The sequence below is a fragment of the Streptomyces sp. NPDC041135 genome (assembly GCF_055592085.1).
This window is the reverse complement of sequence record NZ_JBVIYZ010000005.1, coordinates 464778-485465: the sequence shown is the minus strand read 5'-3', so window position 1 is coordinate 485465 and position 20688 is coordinate 464778. Positions and strand designations below refer to the sequence as shown.

19 protein-coding genes, 1 rRNA gene and 1 riboswitch are annotated in these 20688 nt (G+C 71.6%); of the genes, 13 read left to right on the top strand and 7 right to left on the bottom strand.

The genetic code is table 11. The features are described 5' to 3' along the window. The 11 genes from rrf to ACZ6CZ_RS15745 form a co-directional block, all read left to right on the top strand. Positions 1 to 95, top strand: a 5S ribosomal RNA gene (gene rrf, locus ACZ6CZ_RS15795); the annotation flags it as partial. Between the two features lie 109 nt (positions 96 to 204). Then, positions 205 to 813, top strand: a complete 609-nt coding sequence (locus ACZ6CZ_RS15790; RefSeq protein ID WP_469020476.1) for a CDP-alcohol phosphatidyltransferase family protein — start codon at positions 205 to 207, stop codon at positions 811 to 813. Between the two features lie 117 nt (positions 814 to 930). Then, positions 931 to 3426, top strand: coding sequence for a sugar phosphate nucleotidyltransferase (locus ACZ6CZ_RS15785; RefSeq protein WP_469020473.1), 2496 nt, complete (start codon positions 931 to 933; stop codon positions 3424 to 3426). A 100-nt stretch (positions 3427 to 3526) separates the two neighbouring features. Beyond that, on the top strand, positions 3527 to 4447 hold the full coding sequence (locus ACZ6CZ_RS15780) for a DUF881 domain-containing protein (protein WP_469020471.1): 921 nt from the start codon (positions 3527 to 3529) through the stop codon (positions 4445 to 4447). Then, complete coding sequence (locus tag ACZ6CZ_RS15775) at positions 4444 to 4776, top strand: small basic family protein (RefSeq protein WP_003988855.1); 333 nt, start codon at positions 4444 to 4446, stop codon at positions 4774 to 4776. Before ACZ6CZ_RS15780 ends, ACZ6CZ_RS15775 begins: the two co-directional genes overlap by 4 nt. Positions 4777 to 4781: 5 nt before the next feature. Next, complete coding sequence (locus tag ACZ6CZ_RS15770) at positions 4782 to 5660, top strand: DUF881 domain-containing protein (RefSeq protein ID WP_469020467.1); 879 nt, start codon at positions 4782 to 4784, stop codon at positions 5658 to 5660. Between the two features lie 484 nt (positions 5661 to 6144). Further along, a complete protein-coding gene (locus ACZ6CZ_RS15765; RefSeq protein WP_469020464.1) occupies positions 6145 to 6681 on the top strand; it encodes an FHA domain-containing protein in 537 nt (178 codons plus the stop codon). 40 nt (positions 6682 to 6721) lie between these two features. After that, positions 6722 to 7456 carry a transcriptional regulator FtsR gene (gene ftsR, locus ACZ6CZ_RS15760; protein ID WP_469020459.1) on the top strand — a complete coding sequence of 245 codons (735 nt, stop codon included), beginning with the start codon at positions 6722 to 6724 and terminating at the stop codon, positions 7454 to 7456. Positions 7457 to 7541: 85 nt separating this feature from the next. Beyond that, complete coding sequence (locus tag ACZ6CZ_RS15755; RefSeq protein ID WP_026253112.1) at positions 7542 to 8015, top strand: bifunctional nuclease family protein; 474 nt, start codon at positions 7542 to 7544, stop codon at positions 8013 to 8015. Between the two features lie 272 nt (positions 8016 to 8287). Then, on the top strand, positions 8288 to 8971 hold the full coding sequence (locus tag ACZ6CZ_RS15750; protein ID WP_469020454.1) for a MerR family transcriptional regulator: 684 nt from the start codon (positions 8288 to 8290) through the stop codon (positions 8969 to 8971). A gap of 87 nt (positions 8972 to 9058) precedes the next feature. Beyond that, positions 9059 to 10570 (top strand): DNA polymerase IV, encoded by a 1512-nt coding sequence (locus ACZ6CZ_RS15745; RefSeq protein ID WP_469020451.1) that lies wholly within the window; start codon positions 9059 to 9061, stop codon positions 10568 to 10570. Here ACZ6CZ_RS15745 and ACZ6CZ_RS15740 read toward each other — a convergent pair. After that, a complete protein-coding gene (locus ACZ6CZ_RS15740) occupies positions 10492 to 10863 on the bottom strand; it encodes a PRC-barrel domain-containing protein (protein WP_469020446.1) in 372 nt (123 codons plus the stop codon). The genes ACZ6CZ_RS15745 and ACZ6CZ_RS15740 overlap by 79 nt on opposite strands. A 112-nt stretch (positions 10864 to 10975) precedes the next feature. After that, positions 10976 to 11071: riboswitch (glycine riboswitch) on the top strand. 173 nt (positions 11072 to 11244) lie between these two features. On the opposite strand from ACZ6CZ_RS15740, the gene gcvP reads away from it, so the two are divergent. Beyond that, on the top strand, positions 11245 to 14130 hold the full coding sequence (gcvP, locus tag ACZ6CZ_RS15735; protein WP_469020442.1) for an aminomethyl-transferring glycine dehydrogenase: 2886 nt from the start codon (positions 11245 to 11247) through the stop codon (positions 14128 to 14130). 112 nt (positions 14131 to 14242) lie between these two features. Here the strand turns inward: gcvP and ACZ6CZ_RS15730 are convergent, their stop codons facing one another. From ACZ6CZ_RS15730 to ACZ6CZ_RS15715, 4 genes are all read right to left on the bottom strand, one after another. Next, positions 14243 to 15307: an ABC transporter ATP-binding protein gene (locus ACZ6CZ_RS15730; protein WP_469020436.1), complete on the bottom strand. Its 1065-nt coding sequence runs from the start codon at positions 15305 to 15307 to the stop codon at positions 14243 to 14245. Next, a complete protein-coding gene (gene modB, locus ACZ6CZ_RS15725; RefSeq protein WP_469020433.1) occupies positions 15304 to 16161 on the bottom strand; it encodes a molybdate ABC transporter permease subunit in 858 nt (285 codons plus the stop codon). The genes ACZ6CZ_RS15730 and modB overlap by 4 nt, the downstream gene beginning before the upstream one ends. Then, complete coding sequence (gene modA, locus ACZ6CZ_RS15720; protein ID WP_469020429.1) at positions 16158 to 16982, bottom strand: molybdate ABC transporter substrate-binding protein; 825 nt, start codon at positions 16980 to 16982, stop codon at positions 16158 to 16160. The genes modB and modA overlap by 4 nt, the downstream gene beginning before the upstream one ends. Before the next feature lie 285 nt (positions 16983 to 17267). Further along, complete coding sequence (locus tag ACZ6CZ_RS15715) at positions 17268 to 17663, bottom strand: TOBE domain-containing protein (RefSeq protein WP_469020423.1); 396 nt, start codon at positions 17661 to 17663, stop codon at positions 17268 to 17270. 328 nt (positions 17664 to 17991) lie between these two features. Between ACZ6CZ_RS15715 and ACZ6CZ_RS15710 the strand changes: the two genes are divergently transcribed. Then, positions 17992 to 19035 (top strand): endo-1,4-beta-xylanase, encoded by a 1044-nt coding sequence (locus ACZ6CZ_RS15710; RefSeq protein ID WP_469020563.1) that lies wholly within the window; start codon positions 17992 to 17994, stop codon positions 19033 to 19035. A 229-nt stretch (positions 19036 to 19264) separates the two neighbouring features. On the opposite strand, the gene ACZ6CZ_RS15705 is transcribed toward ACZ6CZ_RS15710, so the two are convergent. Both ACZ6CZ_RS15705 and ACZ6CZ_RS15700 read right to left on the bottom strand, forming a co-directional pair. Then, positions 19265 to 19471: a DUF5999 family protein gene (locus tag ACZ6CZ_RS15705; RefSeq protein WP_469020417.1), complete on the bottom strand. Its 207-nt coding sequence runs from the start codon at positions 19469 to 19471 to the stop codon at positions 19265 to 19267. A gap of 292 nt (positions 19472 to 19763) precedes the next feature. Further along, on the bottom strand, positions 19764 to 20348 hold the full coding sequence (locus ACZ6CZ_RS15700) for a hypothetical protein (protein WP_469020412.1): 585 nt from the start codon (positions 20346 to 20348) through the stop codon (positions 19764 to 19766). Positions 20349 to 20688: the final 340 nt, after the last annotated feature.

Sequence of the window (20688 nt, the reverse complement as noted above, 5' to 3'; positions counted from 1 at the left end):
AAACGCCCGGTTACATTCCGAACCCGGAAGCTAAGCCTCACAGCGCCGATGGTACTGCAGGGGGGACCCTGTGGGAGAGTAGGACACCGCCGAACTCCTTTTACAGCTCCGGCTCTTGGGCAATCAGCCCAGGGGCCGGAGCTTTTTTGCGTTGCGGTAGGGTCAGGGGGCATCGTTGGCTCGTTTCCCACAGGAGGCCCCCGGGTGGAGGTCCAGGAGACCCGTGTTCAGACGGACCGGGTCCTCACCATCCCGAACATCCTCAGCATGGCTCGGCTCGTCGGCGTACCCCTCTTTCTGTGGCTGATCCTCCGGCCGGAGTTCGGTGGACCCAAGAGCGACGGCTGGGCGCTGCTGGTGCTGGCACTGAGCGGGATCAGTGACTATCTGGACGGCAAGCTCGCACGGCGCTGGAACCAGATCAGCAGCCTCGGCCGGCTGCTCGACCCGGCCGCGGACCGGCTCTACATCCTCTCCACGCTCGTGGGCCTCACCTGGCGCGGAATCCTGCCGTTGTGGCTCACCGGCCTGCTCCTGGCGCGTGAGCTGATGCTGCTGGTGATGGTGGGCATCCTCCGCCGGCACGGCTACCCGCCGCCCCAGGTGAACTTCCTGGGGAAGGCGGCCACCTTCAACCTGATGTACGCCTTCCCCCTCCTGCTCCTCAGTGACGGAAGTGGTTGGATCGCGTCACTCGGTGCGATTTTCGGATGGGCGTTCACCGGATGGGGTACAACCCTCTATTGGTGGGCAGGAGTGCTCTACGTGGTACAAGTCCGCCGTCTGGTGCGCGCGGACGCCATGGCCGATTGAGCTCGGCGGATTGTCCTGACCCAGTTGCCCCGATGGCCCGTGGCGGAAAAGTGCGGGACAATCTTGTCGGGTGAAGTCGGCTAGACCGTCGTCTCTTTGGAGGAGGACGCTTCCGACATGAAGGCCGTCGTGATGGCCGGTGGCGAAGGCACACGCCTGCGCCCCATGACCTCGAGCATGCCCAAGCCGCTCCTGCCGGTGGTGAACCGACCGATCATGGAGCACGTGCTACGGCTGCTCAAAAGGCACGGGCTCACCGAGACCGTCGTCACCGTGCAGTTCCTGGCGTCGCTCGTCAAGAACTACTTCGGTGACGGTGAAGAGCTCGGCATGGAGCTCACCTATGCCAATGAGGAGAAGCCACTCGGTACCGCCGGAAGCGTCAAGAACGCCGAAGAGGCGTTGAAGGACGATGCCTTCCTCGTCATCTCCGGCGATGCCCTGACCGACTTCGACCTCACCGAGCTGATCCGGTTCCACAAGGAGAAGGGCGCGATGGTCACGGTCTGCCTGACCCGCGTCCCCAACCCGCTGGAGTTCGGCATCACCATCGTCGACGAGGAGGGCAAGGTCGAGCGCTTCCTCGAGAAGCCGACCTGGGGGCAGGTCTTCTCCGACACGGTGAACACGGGCATCTACGTGATGGAGCCCGAGGTCTTCAACTACGTCGACCCCGATGTCCCCGTCGACTGGTCCGGCGACGTCTTCCCTCAGCTGATGAAGGAGGGCAAGCCGATCTACGGCTACGTCGCCGAGGGCTACTGGGAGGACGTCGGCACGCACGAGAGCTATGTGAAGGCGCAGGCCGACGTTCTCGAGGGCAAGGTCGACGTCGACATCGACGGCTTCGAGATCTCCCCGGGCGTGTGGGTGGCCGAAGGCGCGGAGGTGCATCCCGACGCCGTCCTGCGCGGGCCGCTCTACATCGGCGACTACGCCAAGGTGGAGGCCGGCGCGGAACTGCGCGAGCACACGGTCGTCGGCTCCAACGTCGTCGTCAAGACCGGTGCCTTCATGCACCGGGCCGTCGTGCACGACAACGTGTACGTGGGCCAGCACAGCAACCTGCGTGGCTGTGTCGTCGGGAAGAACACCGACATCATGCGTGCGGCCCGGATCGAGGACGGCGCGGTCATCGGTGACGAGTGCCTGATCGGTGAAGAATCGATCGTGCAGGGCAACGTCCGGGTGTACCCGTTCAAGACGATCGAGGCCGGTGCCTTCGTCAACACCTCGGTCATCTGGGAGTCCAGGGGCCAGGCGAACCTCTTCGGCGCGCGCGGCGTCTCCGGCATCCTGAACGTGGAGATCACACCGGAACTGGCCGTCCGGCTGGCCGGTGCCTACGCGACGACGCTGAAGAAGGGCACCACGGTCACCACGGCCCGTGACCACTCCCGCGGTGCCCGTGCGCTCAAGCGCGCGGTGATCTCCGCGCTCCAGGCCAGCGCCATCGACGTACGGGACCTGGAGAACGTGCCGCTGCCGGTGGCACGGCAGCAGACCGCGCGGGGCAGCTCCGGCGGCATCATGATCCGGACCTCGCCCGGCGTGCCGGACTCCGTCGACATCATGTTCTTCGACGGACAGGGAGCCGACCTGTCCCAGGGCAGCCAGCGCAAGCTGGACCGGGTGTTCGCGCGCCAGGAGTACCGGCGTGCCTTCCCGGGCGAGATCGGCGACCTGTACTTCCCGTCCAGCGTCTTCGACTCGTACACCGGGTCGCTGCTGCGCAACGTCGACACGACCGGGATCGCCGAGTCCGGCCTGAAGGTCGTCGTGGACGCCTCCAACGGCAGCGCCGGCCTGCTCCTGCCGAGCCTGCTGGGCAAGCTGGGCGTGGACTCGCTGACCATCAACCCCGGTCTCGACGAGTCCAGGCCCACGGAGACCGAGGAGATGCGCCGCGCCGGGCTCGTGCGGCTCGGCGAGATCGTGGCGTCCTCGGGTGCCGCGTTCGGTGTCCGGTTCGACCCGGTCGGCGAGCGGCTGTCGCTCGTGGACGAGAAGGGCCGGATCATCGAGGACGACCGGGCGCTGCTCGTGATGCTCGACCTGGTCGCGGCCGAGCGGCGCAGCGGCCGGGTGGCGCTGCCGGTGACGACGACCAGGATCGCCGAGCAGGTGGCCGCGTACCACGGCACGCAGGTCGAGTGGACCACGACCTCTCCGGACGACCTCACGCGCGTGGGGAGCGAGGAAGGGACCATCTTCGGCGGTGACGGCAAGGGCGGGTTCATCGTCCCCGAGTTCAGCAGCGTCTACGACGGCACGGCGGCGTTCGTGCGGCTGATCGGTCTGGTGGCGCGGACCCAGCTCACGCTGAGCCAGATCGACGCGCGCATCCCGCGGGCCCACGTCCTCAAGCGGGACCTGGCGACCCCGTGGGCCGTCAAGGGCCTGGTGATGCGCCGCGTGGTCGAGGCGGCCGGAGACCGTTCCGTCGACACGACCGACGGGGTGCGGGTCGTGGAGGCCGACGGCCGCTGGGTCATGGTGCTGCCGGACCCGGCCGAGGCGGTCACCCACCTGTGGGCCGAGGGCCCGGACGACGCCTCCGCGCAGGCCCTGCTGGACGAGTGGGCGGCGGTCGTGGACAGCGCCGGCCGGTAGGGAGACACCCGCACGCGCGCGTGCCGGACACGTGCCCTCAGGGGTGCCTGTCCGGCACGCCGGTGGGGCCGTTCGGAGGTATTCCCGGCGACGTGCGACGATGTGCGGCATGCCGCAGCAACCCCCCGTTCGGAGCAGCCCCACGCGGCCGCAGCGCCCGGACGCCTCCATGTCGTTGATCACCAACGTCATGGACCACAGCCTCGACGACGGGTACGCCGAGGCAGCCGCCCGCCGCAGGAGCCGGGGCGAGAGCGGCATGCCGAAGACTCTGAGGGCCAGGCTCGGCCTGGCGGCCGGGCTGGTCCTCGCGGCGCTCGTGGTGACCGTGGGAGCGGCCCAGGCGCGGGTGGCGGCGCCCGTGGTGGCCAAGGAGCGCCAGGAGCTGCTGGACCGCATCGACAGCGAGACCTCCGCCGCCGACAAGCTGGAGGGCAGCGTCGACGCCCTGCGCGACGACGTCAGCGCCCGTCAGCGGGCCGCGCTGAAGCAGAGCGGCGGCAGCGGCCGGGCCGACCTGGTGGGCGTCCTGTCGGGTGCCACGGCGGTGCACGGCCCGGGTGTGCGGCTCGTCGTGAACGACGCCAAGGAAGCCACCACGGGCGGTGACGGCGATCCCCGGGAGACGTCCGGCTTCTCCGACACCGGGCGGGTGCGCGACCGGGACATGCAGCGCGTGGTGAACGGGCTGTGGGCCTCCGGCGCCGAGGCCGTCTCGATCAACGGGCAGCGGCTGACCGCCCTGTCGGCGATCAGGGCCGCGGGTGACGCGATACTGGTCGACAACAAGCCGCTCGTACCGCCCTACACCGTGCTGGCCGTGGGGGACGGGGACCGGCTGAGCACCACGTTCCAGGACAGCGCGGACGGGCTGTATCTGCACGCCCTGGGGGAGAACTACGGCATTCGGGCCACCATCTCCACGGAGAGCGACGTCCGGCTGCCCGCCGCACCCAGTGTGATCGTCCGCACAGCGCAGCCGACCACCGAGAAGACTGAGAAGGGCAAGGGCACATCGTGATCGCCGTACTGGGCCTCGTCGTGGGAGTCGTGGCCGGCCTGTTGGTCCGGCCCGAGGTTCCGGCGGTCGTCGAGCCGTATCTGCCGATCGCCGTCGTCGCGGCGCTCGACGCCGTGTTCGGTGGCCTGCGGGCCATGCTCGACGGCATCTTCGACGACAAGGTCTTCGTGGTGTCGTTCCTGTCGAACGTGGTGGTGGCCGCCCTGATCGTCTTCCTCGGCGACAAGCTGGGTGTGGGTGCCCAGCTGTCCACGGGTGTCGTGGTGGTCCTCGGTATCCGCATCTTCTCCAACGCCGCGGCGATCCGGCGTCACGTGTTCCGGGCGTGAGGGCGATGAGCGACCAGGACGAGCAGCCGGAGAACAGGCTGCGCAGGGAACTGCCCGACGAGGTGCCCGCGCCCGCCGCGGGCAGTGTGCCCGAGCGGGCCGGCGCGCCCGAGGAGACCGGTGTGCCCGGGCGGGCCGCCGAGGAGGAGACACCGCGGCCGCTGACGGGCCGGCAGCGGCTGGTGAAGGGGCTGTGGCCGCCGCGGTTGAGCCGGGCCCAACTCATCGTCGCCGTTCTGCTGTTCGGTCTCGGCTTCGGCCTGGCCGTGCAGGTGGCGTCGAACTCCGACAGCGACAACGCGCTGCGCGGGGCACGTCAGGAAGATCTCGTCCGCATCCTCGATGAACTGGACGACCGTACTCAGCGTCTTGAGGACGAGAAGCAGGGACTCGAGAAGCAGCGCCAGGAGCTGCAGAGCAGCTCCGACCAGGCGGCGGAGGCGCGCAGGCAGACGGCCGAGAAGGAGAAGCAACTCGGCATCCTCGCGGGCACCGTGGCCGCGCAGGGTCCCGGCATCACGGTGACGATCGGGGACACGAAGGGGACGGTCAAGGCGGACATGCTGCTCGACGCGATCCAGGAACTGCGCGCGGCCGGTGCCGAGGCGATCCAGGTCAACGGTGTGCGCGTGGTCGCCAACACCTATGTGACGGACTCCGGCAAGAGCGTGGGCGTCGACGGGAACAAGATCACCGCCCCCTATCGTTTCCAGGTCATCGGCAATCCGCAGGACCTCGAGCCGGCGCTGAACATCCCTGGAGGTGTGGTGCAGACTCTGGAGAAGGAGCAGGCCACGGTCACCGTGGAGCGGTCCACCAAGATCGTCGTGGACGCCTTGCGGCCGGTGAAGCGGCCTGACTACGCTCGGTCGTCCTCGCAGTGATCCGGTGGCGCATGGGCGACGTCCGGCAGGGGCATGAGGATGCGGGGGGTCGGCGCACCGAAGAGGTGGTGCGTGGTGGAAACTGTTTGGCGGATACGGACGTTGTGAGGATGTCCGGGTCGGCCGGTGAATGCAATCAGGGTTCGTCCTGCCCCACGGGCGGGTCTGTTTCGGTCAAGGGGAATCGCCCGTGAAGTTGTTTCAGAAGTTGTTCGGCAAGAGTGCGCGAGACGGCGGCGAGAACGCGACCGCGCGCCATCGCGCACAGCCTGACGCGGAGGGCGGGCGCCCGCTGTTCCGCGACCAGGTCGCTGGTCCGGGCGGTGACATTTCCGGTGGTCAGGGCGCGGCGTCAGTTGACCCTGGCCGGTCGGGCGGCATAGGTTTCGGGCAACCGTCAACCTCAGGTACGGATGGAGGGTTTGCCCCTGCCCCGTACCCGTCCAACGCCCCGGCGGGGCAGCCGCGGCAGGAGGATCCGTCCATGTCGGTCCTGGTGTGTACGAGGTGCGGTAACCGCAACGCGGAGAACGCCCGCTTCTGTTCCAACTGCGGTGCGCCCCTGCGGGCCGGCGCCACGCCGGAGCGGCCTTCGGAGACGACGTCCACGATCTCCATCTCCGGCCTCGAGGCCTACGACGCCGAGGTCACCGGCCAGACGCCGGTGCCGACGCTCTCGCCCGAGGCCCAGGCGGCCGTGGACGCGCTGCCGCTGGGTTCGGCGCTGCTCGTGGTGCGCCGGGGACCCAACTCCGGCAGCCGCTTCCTGCTCGACAGCGACCTCACCACGGCCGGGCGCCATCCGCAGAGCGACATCTTCCTGGACGACGTGACGGTCTCGCGCCGGCACGTGGAGTTCCGCCGCGCCGCGGACGGCTCCTTCACGGTGGCGGACGTGGGCAGTCTCAACGGCACGTACGTCAACCGGGAGCGGATCGACCAGGTCGCCCTGTCCAACGGTGACGAGGTGCAGATCGGCAAGTACCGGCTGGTCTTCTACGCGAGCCGGCAGGGCATCTGACCTCCCCCGGCTCAGTCCGGGAACCCCCCAGGGAAGGTCCATGCTTCAAACACCGAGCGGCGGTGCCGGGCACGGTACCGCCGCCGCGGATGGGCTGATGAGCATCGGCACGGTGCTGAACGTGCTGCGCGACGAGTTCCCCGAAGTGACCATCTCCAAGATCCGCTTCCTGGAGTCGGAAGGGCTCATCGAGCCGCGGCGGACCCCTTCCGGGTACCGCAAGTTCAGCGCCGGGGACGTCGAGCGCCTCGGTCACGTCCTGCGGATGCAGCGGGACCACTACCTGCCGCTCAAGGTCATCCGGGAGCAGTTGGACGCCATGGAGCGCGGGGAGAGCATCCAGCTGCCGCTCGTGGGACGGCAGCGGGACGGCGAGAGCTTCCCGGAGGCCTCCGAGGGGCCCACGGTGGCCCGGATCGGGCGCGCCGAGCTGCTCGCGGCCGCCGACGTCGGCGAGGGCCAGCTGAAGGAGTGGGAGTCGTACGGGCTCGTCGTTCCGCTCGGGGACGGGGTGTACGACGCCGAGACGGTCACCGTGGCCTCGCTCCTCGCCGAGCTGGGGCGGTTCGGGATCGAGCCGCGCCACCTGCGGGCGATGCGGGCCGCCGCCGACCGCGAGGCCGGGCTGATCGACCAGGTGGTGGCCCCCCTCAAACGCCACCGCAACCCGCAGACCAGGGCCCTGGCCCAGGCCCGTACCAAGGAGCTGGCGGCGCTGGCCGTGAAGCTGCACGCGGCCCTGGTGCAGACCGCTCTCGGGGTGCGGTTGCCGTGAGCGGCGGGGTGTGCCGACGGCTGGATCGGGCGCCCGATCCCGGCCCGACTACCCAAACGTCCCGACCACGGCCTAGGGTTGCTGTGTGAACGAGCTCGATGTCGTAGGTGTCCGGGTGGAAATGCCCTCCAACCAACCGATCGTGCTCCTGCGCGAAGTGGGAGGCGACCGGTACCTCCCCATCTGGATCGGGCCTGGGGAGGCGACGGCGATCGCCTTCGCCCAGCAGGGCATGGCCCCCGCGCGACCGCTGACGCACGACCTGTTCAAGGACGTGCTGGAGGCCGTCGGCCAGGAGCTGACCGAAGTGCGCATCACGGACCTGCGTGAGGGCGTCTTCTACGCGGAGCTGGTCTTCGCCAGCGGGGTCGAGGTGAGCGCCCGCCCGTCCGATGCCATAGCGCTCGCGCTGCGCACCGGTACGCCGATCTACGGCAGTGACACGGTGCTGGACGACGCCGGCATCGCGATCCCGGACGAGCAGGAGGACGAGGTGGAGAAGTTCCGCGAGTTCCTCGACCAGATCTCGCCCGAGGACTTCGGCACCAGCAGCCAGTAGCCGCTCCGGCCGGCGGTTTCCGGGCCCGTGCGGGGCCGGCCTCGATCCGGCGAGCAGGGCCGGCGGCGCGCCGGCGGCGGTGGCAATTGCCAACGGCCCGTGAGAGCGTCCTACGACTCCCGGAGAGCGCATTCGGCTAGCCTTTCCCCGCGGTGGGGCACGGGAAACCACTCCTGGGGTGATTATCACTCGGCGTGCCGAGTGTGGCGATCGTTGACGCACCCCTGGTGACTGCCTACCGTCGAGGAGGCAGGTCAAGGACGGAGGTCGGCGTGAGCAGCAGCGGCGACGGTACGGCCGGGGGTGCCCCCGGACGCGATCCCGGGGCGAGCGGGCCGTACCCTTCCCCCAGCTCCCGGCTGCGCTCGAGCAGGGGGTTCCCTCATCACGGCAGCGCGGTCGATCACGCTCCGCCGGAGCCCACGGCAGTGCGGAACGGCGGAGGGGTGGCGTCCATGACGTCCGAGCAGATCGGCTACCGCGGGCCCACGGCCTGTGCCGCCGCGGGCATCACCTACCGGCAGCTCGACTACTGGGCGCGCACCGGTCTGGTCGAGCCGAGCGTGCGGCCCGCCCACGGGTCGGGTACGCAGCGCCTCTACAGCTTCCGGGACGTCGTCGTCCTGAAGATCGTCAAGCGGTTCCTGGACACCGGGGTCTCCCTGCAGAACATCCGCACGGCCGTGCAGCACCTCAGGGAACGCGGTTTCTGCGACCTGGAGCGGATGACGCTCATGAGCGACGGCGCCACCGTCTACGAGTGCACCTCGCCCGACGAGGTGCACGCCCTGCTCCAGGGCGGTCAGGGCGTCTTCGGGATCGCCGTGGGCGTGGTGTGGCGGGACGTGGAGAGCGCGCTCTCCCAGCTGCACGGCGAGCGCATCGACACGGGGGAAACCCTGGTCGGGCACAACCCGGCGGACGAGCTGGCACGACGGCGCAACCGGGCCGTCTGAGCCGCCGGTACGCCGCTCCCGGCCCGCCGGTCCTCGCCCGCGCGACCCGGGCAGGGCATTGTCAGTGGCGTGGTGCAGCATCGAGGAGTGAGAAACGCGCCCACGATCCTGCATCTCGACATGGATGCCTTCTTCGCCTCGGTGGAGCAGGCGTCCAAGCCGAGCCTGCGGGGCAAGGCCGTCGTCGTGGGCGGACTGGGGCCGCGCGGGGTGGTGGCCACCGCCTCCTACGAGGCGCGGGTCTTCGGTGTCCACTCGGCGATGCCCATGGCCCAGGCGCGCCGGCTGGCACCGAACGCCGCCTACCTGGTGCCGCGCTTCGCCCTGTACCGGTCGATCAGCGACCAGGTGATGACGCTGCTGCGGCGGCTGTCGCCGCTGGTGGAGCCGCTCAGCCTGGACGAGGCGTTCGTGGACCTGGAGGCCGGCGGGACGGCCGCGGACGAGGCGGCGGCACGCGCGGCCGGCGCCACCCTGCGCGCGGACATCCGGGCCGTCACGGGGCTGACGGGGTCCGTGGGGCTGGCCGCGTCCAAGATGCTCGCCAAGATCGCCTCCGAGCAGGCCAAGCCGGACGGGCTGGTGGTGATCGAGCCCGGGACGGAGCGGGCGCTGCTGGCCCCGATGTCGGTGCGGACCCTGCCCGGGGTGGGACCGGCCACCGGGGACCATCTGCGCAGGGCCGGGATCACCACGGTCGGTGACATCGCGGAGGCGGGCGAGGACGAGCTGGTGCGGCTGCTGGGCAAGGCCCACGGGCACGCGCTCCACGCCATGGCGCTGGCGCACGACGAGCGGCCCGTGGTCGCCGAGCGGGAGGCGAAGTCGGTGTCGGTCGAGGACACCTACGACGTGGACATCCACGACCGGACGCGGGTCGGCCTCGAGGTGCAGCGGCTCGCCGACCGGTGTGTGCGCCGGCTGCGCGGGGCGGGCCTGTCCGGGCGGACGATCGTGCTGAAGGTGCGGCGGTACGACTTCTCCACGCTGACCCGCTCCGAGACGCTGCGCGGGCCGACGGACGACCCGGCGGTGGTGCGGGAGGCGGCCGCGCGGTTGCTGGAGGCCGTGGACACCACGGGCGGCGTGCGGCTGCTCGGGGTGGGCGTGTCCGGGCTCGCCGACTACACCCAGGAGGACCTGTTCGCGCAGGCGGCGGGCGAGCAGACCCCGGAGACGGCGGAGGAGGCCGAGGCCGGCCCCGTCGAGGAGGGACCGGTGCCGGTCGAACGGCACTGGCCCGCCGGCCACGACGTGCGTCACGCCGGGTTCGGCCACGGCTGGGTGCAGGGCAGCGGCCTCGGCCGGGTCACCGTGCGTTTCGAGACGCCGTATGCCGGGCCGGGGCGGGTGCGGACCTTCCGGACGGACGACCCCGACCTGGAGCCGGCGGACCCGCTGCCGCTGGTCCCGGCGGAGGTGAGCGGCGCGGAGGCGGGCGGCGGGGACGTCCCGGGGCCGCAGGGGGCCGTGCCGGGCGAGGGCGCCGCGTCCGGCGGCGGTGGGACGTCCGGCGGGCCTCAGGGCTCGTCGGGGCCGGCCACCGCGCCGAAGTCGTGGTCCGGCACCGCGAAAGGGGGCGCGAGGTCGAGGCCGTAGTGGTGGTAGAGCTGGAGTTCCTGGTCGGGGGAGAGGTGGCGGCCGACGCCGAAGTCCGGGGCGTCCTTGATCAGGGTGCGGTCGAAGGGGACGTGGAGGGTGCCGTCGACCAGCTCGCTCGGCTCCAGGGGCACGAAGGCGTCCCGGGAGAACAGGCCGGTGCGTATGGCGGCCCACTCCGGCACCCCGGTCGCGTCGTCCAGGTACACCTCGTCGATGGTGCCGATCTTGCTGCCGTTGCGGTCGAACGCCTTGCGGCCGATCAGGTTGCGCGGATCGATGTCGGTCTGCACGGTCCCTCCATTGGTCGCAATCATCCGTAAGCACTACGAAAGAGCACAATCAAGGAGGCGGCCACTCGAAGACGCAGGCGTTGACCCCGCTGGTAGGCTGGCCAATGGCTGCTGACCCCGTGCGGGAGAGTCCTCCGGAAGGAACCGGAGGCGCCGAAGGAGCAAATCCTCCCCGGAATCTCTCAGGCCCACGTACCGCACGGACGAGGTCACTCTGGAAAGCAGAGCGGGTGTCGACGGCTCCCGCTCTCACCGACGGTGAAAGCCGGGCCTTCGGGTGCCCGGTGAAGCTCTCAGGTCGAGATGACAGAGGGGGAGGCCGTCGGGGCACCCGCGCCGTGGTGCCCCTCGAAGGTCGCGTCAGACCAGGAGGCCTCCGCAATGACCGCCCAGCGCATCCCGCTCTCCGAACTCGAACAGGGCATCCCCTTCGAGCAGCGCCACATCGGGCCCGACCAGGAGGCGCGGGCCAAGATGCTCGCGCACATCGGCTACGGCTCCCTCGACGAGCTGACCGCCGCCGCGGTGCCGGACGTGATCAAGAACGCCGACGCCCTGGACCTGCCCGGCGCCCGCAGCGAGGCCGAGGTGCTCGCGGAGCTGCGCTCGCTCGCCGACCGCAACCAGGTGCTCGGCTCGATGATCGGGCTCGGGTATTACGGGACGTTCACGCCGCCCGTCATCCTGCGCAACGTCATGGAGAACCCGGCCTGGTACACGGCCTACACGCCGTACCAGCCGGAGATCTCCCAGGGACGGCTGGAGGCGCTGCTGAACTTCCAGACCATGGTCGCCGACCTCACCGGCCTGCCCACCTCCGGTGCCTCCCTCCTCGACGAGGGCACCGCCGCCGCCGAGGCGCTGGCGCTGTCCCGGCGCATGGGCCGGAACAAGAAGGGCCTGTTCCTGGTCGACGCGGACGTGCTGCCGCAGACCGTCGCCGTGATCCGCACCCGGGCCGAACCGACCGGGGTGGAGGTCGTCGTGGCGGACCTCTCCGGGGGCATTCCGGCCGGCCTGGCCGAGCGTGAGATCAACGGCGTGCTGCTCCAGTACCCGGGCGCCTCCGGTGCCGTACGGGACATCAAGCCGGTCATCGACCAGGCGCACGAGCTGGGCGCGCTCGTCACCGTCGCCGCCGACCTGCTCGCGCTGACCCTGCTGACCTCCCCGGGCGAGCTGGGCGCGGACATCGCGGTCGGTACGACCCAGCGGTTCGGCGTGCCGATGGGCTTCGGCGGACCGCACGCCGGCTACATGGCGGTGCGCGAGAAGTTCGCGCGCAGCCTGCCCGGACGCCTCGTGGGCGTCTCCGTGGACGCCGACGGGAACAAGGCCTACCGGCTCGCCCTGCAGACCCGTGAACAGCACATCCGCCGGGAGAAGGCCACCAGCAACATCTGCACCGCGCAGGTGCTGCTCGCGGTGATGGCCGGCATGTACGCCGTCTACCACGGTCCCGAGGGGCTGCGGGCCATCGCCGGGCGCACCCACCGCTACGCGTCGATCCTCGCCGAGGGCCTGCGGGCCGGCGGGGTGGAGATCGTGCACGGCGCCTTCTTCGACACCCTCACCGCGCGGGTGCCCGGCCGGGCCGCCGAGGTCGTCGCCGCCGCCCGGGACAACGGCGTCAACCTGCACCTCGTCGACGCCGACCAGGTGTCCCTCGCCTGCGACGAGACGACCACGCGGGCCCAGCTGGACGCCGTCTGGGCCGCCTTCGGCGTGCGCGGCGACGTCGAGGCGCTGGACGCGGCGGCCGGCGACGCGCTGCCGGCGGCTCTGCTGCGCACCGACGACTACCTCACCCACCCGGTCTTCCGCGAGCACCGCTCCGAGACGGCCATGCTGCGCTACCTGCGCAAGCTGGCCGACCGTGACTACGCGCTCGACCGCGGCATGATCCCGCTGGGCTCCTGCACCATGAAGCTCAACGCGACGACGGAGATGGAGCCGGTCACCTGGCCCGAGTTCGGCCAGCTGCACCCCTTCGCCCCGGCCGAGCAGGCGCAGGGTTACCTCACGCTCATCCACGAGCTGGAGGAACGTCTCGCCGAGGTCACCGGCTACGACAAGGTCTCGCTCCAGCCGAACGCCGGTTCGCAGGGCGAGCTGGCCGGCCTGCTGGCCGTGCGCGGCTACCACCGCGCCAACGGCGACGAGCAGCGGACCGTCTGCCTGATCCCGTCCTCCGCGCACGGCACCAACGCCGCCAGCGCGGTCATGGCGGGCATGAAGGTCGTCGTCGTCAAGACCGCCGGGGACGGCGAGATCGACGTCGAGGACCTGCGGGCGAAGATCGAGCAGTACCGCGACGAACTGTCCGTGCTGATGATCACCTACCCGTCGACGCACGGCGTGTTCGAGGAGCACGTCGCCGACATCTGCGCCCAGGTCCACGAGGCGGGCGGCCAGGTCTACGTCGACGGCGCCAACCTCAACGCCCTGGTGGGCCTCGCCAAGCCGGGCCACTTCGGCGGCGACGTCTCGCACCTGAACCTGCACAAGACGTTCTGCATCCCGCACGGCGGCGGCGGCCCCGGCGTCGGCCCGGTCGCGGTCCGCGAGCACCTCGCGCCGTACCTGCCCAACCACCCGCTGCAGCCGGAGGCCGGCCCGGAGACGGGCGTCGGCCCGATCTCCGCCGCGCCCTGGGGTTCCGCGGGCATCCTGCCGATCTCATGGGCGTACGTCCGGCTGATGGGCGGCGAGGGGCTGAAGCGCGCCACCCAGGTGGCCGTGCTGTCCGCCAACTACATCGCCAAGCGCCTGGAGCCGCACTACCCGGTGCTCTACACCGGCCCCGGCGGTCTCGTCGCGCACGAGTGCATCATCGACCTGCGTCCGCTGACCAAGGCGACCGGCGTGAGCGTGGACGACGTGGCCAAGCGGCTCATCGACTACGGCTTCCACGCGCCGACCATGTCCTTCCCGGTGGCCGGCACGCTGATGATCGAGCCGACCGAGTCGGAGGACCTGGTCGAACTGGACCGGTTCTGCGAGGCGATGATCGCCATCCGCGCGGAGATCGAGAAGGTCGGGTCCGGCGAGTGGCCCGCCGAGGACAACCCGCTGCGCAACGCCCCGCACACGGCCGCCGCGCTCGGCGGGGAGTGGACGCACGCCTACGGCCGTGAGGCGGCCGTCTTCCCGGCCGGGGTCTCGGCAGCCGACAAGTACTGGCCGCCGGTGCGCCGCATCGACCAGGCCTACGGCGACCGCAACCTGGTCTGCTCCTGCCCGCCGCTGGACGCCTACGAGGACTGAGCGAAGCGGCGCGAGTGAGCTGGCCGAGGGCCCCTGTCCGTACCGGGCGGGGGCTCTCCCCGTGCACGGGTGGGACGCCGTACCGGGCGGCGGCAGTCGTCGCGGGAGGCGGTCAGGCGGGGTAGGCGTGGGTCTGGGCGGCCTTGACCGTCGCCCAGACCGGGGCGCCCGGGTGCAGGTCGAGTTCGGCCGCGGCGACCGCGGTGAGGTCGGCGGCGAGGGGGAGTTCGCCGGTGAGGGCGGCGCGGATCTGGTCGCCGTGGGTCTCCAGCCCGGCGACCTCGCAGCGCCACAGGTTGCGGGCGCTGGAGCCGGTGGGCCGGTCCCGGAAGAGGGTGACGGCGCCCGGCGGGAACGCCACGAAGGCGGGCCCGGTCAGCTCCTCCGTGGTGGTGAGCGCGGGGCCGGAGTCGAGACGCACGGTGTGGCCCTCGGCCTGCCCGCGGTAGAGGTTGAGGCCGACGAGCTGGGCGACGTAGTCGGTGCGGGGCCGGCGCGCGATGTCGGACGGGCTGCCCTCCTGGACGACCCGGCCATGTTCGACGACCATCAGCCGGTCGGCGAGGACCATCGCGTCCAGCGGATCGTGGGTCACCAGGACCGCGACCGCCTCGAACTCGGCGAGATGGCGGCGCAGCTGGGAGCGGACCTCCAGGCGGGTGCGCGCGTCCAGGGCCGCGAGGGGCTCGTCCAGCAGCAGCAGCCGGGGACGGGTGGCCAGGGCGCGGGCCAGGGCGACGCGCTGGGCCTGGCCTCCGGAGAGCCGGCGGGGCCGGGCGGCGGCGTGCCCGGCCAGGCCCATGCGGTCCAGCCAGGCGGCGGCCAGGGCGCGGGCCTCGCTCCTGGAGGCGCCGTGGCAGCGCGGCCCGAAGGCCACGTTGTCCAGGGCGGACAGGTGCGGGAAGAGCAGATAGTCCTGGAAGACCACGCCGACCGGCCGGGACTCCGGGGGCGTGCGCTCCAGCGCGATGCCGTCCAGGCGCAGATGGCCGCCGGTGAGCGGGAGGAGGCCGGCGAGGGCGCGCAGCGCGGTGGTCTTGCCCGCGCCGTTGGGGCCGAGCAGCGCGACGACGTCGCCGGGTGCCGCGGTCAGGGCCACGTCCAGGCGGAAGTCCTCCCGCTCGACGACGAGACGGGCGTCGAGCCCCGTCATGTCGCCCGTCATCTCGCCCGTCATGACGCTCTCATCCAGCGGTCGCGCAGCCCCGCCAGCACCGCGACCGACACGGCCAGCAGGACCAGGCTGAGGGCGATGGCCGCCTCGGGGTCGTCCTGAAGGGCGAGGTAGACGGCGAGCGGCATCGTCTGGGTGCGGCCGGGGAAGTTGCCGGCGAAGGTGATCGTCGCGCCGAACTCGCCGAGCGCCCGGGCCCAGGCCAGTACGGCGCCCGCCGCGATGCCGGGGGCGATCAGCGGCAGGGTGACGCGGCGGAACGCGGTGAAGCGGGAGGCGCCCAGGGTCGCGGCCGCCTCCTCGAAGCGGGGGTCGGCGGCGCGCAGGGTGCCCTCGACGCTGATGACCAGGAACGGCATCGCGACGAAGGCCTCCGCGAGCACCACCCCCGCGGTGGTGAACGGCAGGGTGATGCCGAACCAGGCGTCGAGCCACTGCCCGACGACCCCGTTGCGGCCGAGGGCGAGCAGCAGGGCCACACCGCCGACCACCGGCGGCAGCACCAGGGGCAGGGTGACCAGGGCGCGCAGCAGGCCGCGGCCGGGGAACTCCGTGCGGGCCAGCAGCCAGGCCAGCGGAACGCCGAGCACCAGGCTCACGGCGGTCGCCGCGGTCGCGCTGATCAGGGACAGCCGCAGCGCCTGCCAGACCTCCGGGCTGGTCAGCTCGTCCGGAAGGCTGCCCCAGGGGGCGCGCAGCAGCAGCGCGAGCAGGGGCAGCAGCAGGAAGGCCAGCGCCACCAGGCCCGGCACCAGCAGCGGCAGCGGCACCCCGCGCCCGCCGGTGCGGACACGGCGGCGCCGCGGCCCGCCCGTGCGGGGGCCGGCCGCGGTGCCTGTCCTGTCGAGCGGGGTCACGGCTTGAGGAAGCCCGCCCCGGTCAGCACCCGCCGGCCCTCGGCCGACCGCACGAGCGTGATGAACGCCTTTGCCGCGGAGGCGTTGGGGGCGTCCTTCAGCAGGGCGATCGGGTAGTCGTTGATCGCGTCGGACGACTCGGGGAACTCCACGCCCTCCACCTTGTCACCCGCGGCCTTCACATCGGTCCTGTAGACCACCGCGGCGTCGGCCTCCTTCAGCTCCACCTTGGTCAGGGCGCTCTTGACGTCCTGCTCGTAGGAGACCGGGGTGAGCTTCAGCCTGGCGGCGTCCAGGGCTTTCTGCGCGGCGGCGCCGCAGGGCACCGTCCGGTCGCACAGGACGACCTTCAGGCCGGACGTGGTGAGGTCCTCGAGGGAGGAGACCTTGTCCGGGTTGCCCGGCAGGGTGGCGATCTCCAGCTGGTTGCGGACGAAGGTGGCGGGGGTGCCGGCCGCGTCCTTCGCGTCCGTCACGATCGCCATCGTCTTGGGGCTGGCGGCGGCGAACACGTCCGCGGGGGCGCCGCCGGTGATGCTCGCCGCGAGGGTGTCGCTGCCGCCGAAGTTGAAGGTGACCCTGGTGCCCGGGTGCCGCTGCTCGAACTCCTCGCCGAGGGTGGTGAAGCTCTCCTTCAGCGAGGCCGCCGCGAACACGGTGACCGTGCCGGACAGCTTCGGTGAGCCGGAGGAGGACGGGGACGCCGCGGCCGTGGTGGAGTCGTCGGACGAGGAGCAGGCGCTCAGTGCCAGCACGGCGGCGGCTCCGGCGCCGGCCAGCCGAAGCACTCGCCGGGACCGGCGCACGGTACGGACCTTCATGGAACTGCTCCTCCGGGTGGTTCTGCTCGCACATGCCGTCGCGTCCTGTCGCCACGGCCGGGGAGGGGTCGCCGCGGTGATAATAATGCCGCATCTGCGAGGCGTACGTCTTCTGTCGCATCGCATGAGCTGTGCGTGCGGGGAGATGACCTCGCATGTGCGTTTGTACGGGGCGGGTCACGGAGCTGTTCGCCCTGAGGCGTGTGCCACCGGCCGCTCGGCGAGTGCCGTCGGCGCGGGGCGGGCAGGCGCGGCGCGCGGATCACGCCCGCGCGAAGCCGACCGTCAGACGCGGTCGATGTGCACGTTGGTCGACTTCACGCGGGCGGTGGCCTCCATGCCGACCTCCAGGCCCAGTTCCTCGACGGCCTCCCGGGTGAGCAGGGAGACCAGCCGGTGCGGCCCGGCCTGGATCTCGACCTGGGCGGCCACGTCGCCGAGCTTGATCGCGGTCACGATGCCGGGGAAGGCGTTGCGGACCGAGGTGTACGGAGCGTCCTCCTCGCCGCTGCCCGCCTTGGCCAGTTCGACGGAGAAGGCCGCGAGGTCCGCGCCCGCGATGAGCCGGCGCCCCGCCTCGTCGCGGTGGGTCGTCATCCGGCCCGCGTCGGCCCAGCGGCGGGCGGTGTCCGGGCTGACGCCGAGCAGCCGTGCCGCCTGGCCGATCGTGTAGGACTGCATGCCGGTCACGATAGGGCCCCGGCGGGCGCCCCGCCGACGCGACCCGTGGCCGGGGCGCAGTGCGGTCGTACGGCCGGGGTGGGGCACGGTCGTGGGGCCAGGACGGGTTCGCGATCGAATGTTTCGGACCCCGGTGGCGCCGAAGGCGGCCGATCGGCGCCCGGCCCGGTCGACGGCTCCGGCCTGCGGATTCGAGGTGACGGGTGTCGACCGGCGCAAAACAAGGCTGTTCGAGGGGTTGTCACCCCGGTCGGGCCGTCCTTAGGGTGCGGCGCAGTTCTCCGAATCCCATCCGAAACTTTCGCACCAGGAGTGCACCTTGAAGTCCATCTCCCGCCGGCGTCTGAGGCTCACCGGCGCCCTCGCGGCCGTCCTGGTGGCCGCCGGTGTCCTCACCGGCCCCGCCGCCCAGGCCCACGGCCGCGCGCCCACGCTCGGCGCGCTCGCCGAGCGCCACGGCCGCTACTTCGGCAGCGCCACCGACAACCCCGAACTCACCGACGAGGCCTACACGAAGATCCTCGGCAGCGAGTTCGACATGATCACCCCGGGCAATGGGATGAAGTGGTACGCCACCGAGCCGCAGCAGGGCGTCTTCGACTGGAGCGCGGGCGACGAGATCGTCGGCCTGGCCCGCGCCCACCACCAGCGGGTCCGCGCCCACACCCTGGTCTGGCACAGCCAGCTGCCCGACTGGCTGACCTCACGGGAGTGGACCGCCGACGACCTGCGGGCCGTGCTGAAGAAGCACATCACCGAGGAGGTACGGCACTACCGGGGCAAGGTCTACTCCTGGGACGTCGTCAACGAGGCGTTCAACGAGGACGGCACCTACCGCGACACGATCTGGTACCGGACGCTCGGCCCCGGCTACATCGCCGACGCGCTGCGCTGGGCCCACCGGGCCGACCCGCACGCCAGGCTCTACCTGAACGACTACAACATCGAGGCCACCGGCCCCAAGAGCGACGCCTACTACCGGCTGGCCAAGGACCTCAAGGCGCAGGGCGTGCCCCTCGACGGCATCGGTCTCCAGGCCCACCTGGCGCTGCAGTACGGCTATCCGACGACCCTGGAGGACAACCTCCGCCGCTTCTCACGGCTGGGGCTCGACACCGCGCTCACCGAGGTCGACGTGCGGATGCAACTGCCCGCCACCGAGGCCACGCTGGCCGAGCAGGCGACCTGGTACCGGGACCTGACCGAGGCGTGCCTGGCGGTGCGGCGGTGCGTGGGCGTGACGATCTGGGACTACACCGACAAGTACTCGTGGATCCCGGCCTTCTTCCCCGGTGAGGGCGCGGCCCTGCCGTGGGACGAGCAGCTGCGGCCGAAGCCGGCGTACGACGCGCTGCGGGAGGCGCTGCGGTAGCGTCCGGGACACGGTGGGTGACCGCCGGGACACGCGTCGGGGCCGGTGCGCACGCGAGGTGTGCGGCCGGCCCCTCTGTTCGCCGTGCGGCCTGCGGGGGCCGCACAGGTGGATCGCCGTGCGGTGTGACGGGCCGCACGGAGGGTGGCGCGCCCGGGACGGCAGGCACACCGCAGGCGCACCGGTGCCGGCCGGCCGGTGGCCGTGGCCGGGCCAGGTCGGGCGGTGGTCAGGCGGCGGTCATCACCTGGTCGGCGCCGAGCGGGCGGTGCGGGGCGATGATCTGCCCGTCGGGCAGCAGCTCACCGGTGTCCTCGAAGAGCAGCACGCCGTTGCAGAGGAGGCTCCAGCCCTGCTCCGGGTGGTGCGCCACGAGACGGGCGGACTCCCGGTCGGCGGATTCGGCCTGCGGGCACGGCGGTTGGTGCTGGCACATGGGTGGGATCTCTCGCTCTGTCGTGGTCATGTCCATCCCCCGTTTGCTGTCGGTCGGTCGGCACCCAGTCTTGCCCTCCGGGCGTCAATCCGCAGGCATTTCGTGGCACCGCTCCTCACAGGTTGAGGACGCGTCACCCGCGCGGGCGGTTCAGCGCCGCCCGCCCGCCACTTCGGGTGGTTCCCGGTGGCCGTAACGGGCTAGTCCACCGGGGGAGTCCGGGTCCGCCGGACGCGGCGGTACCCCGCTGCCCGGCGGGCAACGGGGTACGCGGAGCGCGGGGGAGCGGGGCTCAGGCGGGGGTGCCGAGCAGCGGTACCGGGGTCGCGCGGTGGGTGAGGACGGGCAGCAACTCGGCGACGCGGTGCGGGCGGTGGGCCGCGATGCCGGGAGGCGCGGGGGCCAGGGGCACCAGCAGGTCGGCGGCGGCGGGGTGGCCCTCGGCGCCGTCGGCCGCGCAGTCGCCGTGCAGCCACAGGGTGAGCATGTACAGACTCGGTATGGACAGCAGGCGTGCCTGGTACGGCTGTTGCATGGTCTCGGCCTGGCGCAGCGCGCGCTCGGTGGAGGTGATGTAAGGGCCCTCGAAGAAGTGCGAGAAGGCCCAGCCGTCGGGGGTCAGCATGGTCTCCGCCGCGGCGACCGCGCGGTCGCCGCAGCGGATCAGGAAGCGCCAGCCGGTGAGCCGGGTGGCGGACACGCCTTCCGGGGTGATCCGGTCCAGCACGTGCACGGGCAACGGCAGTTCGGGCGTCGCGGGCCCCTGTGCGGTGCGCAGGGAGGGGGTGCGGGCCTCACGGACGGCGGTGGGCGAGCCGAGGGCGGTGAGGACGGTGCGCAGGGCGGGCGCGGGGGCAGGGGGAACGTGCAGCGGCATGGTGGGTCGCCTCTCATTCGACAGGCGCGACGGCGCGAGGGCGGGGGCGGACAGCGCTGTCAGCTCAGCGGGAAAGGGCAGAGGGGCGGGGCTCCGGACCGGTGGACGAGGAGTGCGGACGAGGCGGCCTGCCGCACGTCACCTAGACGGCAGGAACCAGGACCGTGGGCGCCAACCTTCTGCCTTGTTCGCGAAGTTTATACGACACGTGTTCACCCGATGTTTCGGCTAGCCGTTTCCGGTGAGTAGAACAAGTCGCTATTCGGTCGCCGATTCGCGGTAATCATCCCGTTTTCCGGACCCCGCGCACGCCGCTGACCTCGGAATCGACGGCCCCTGC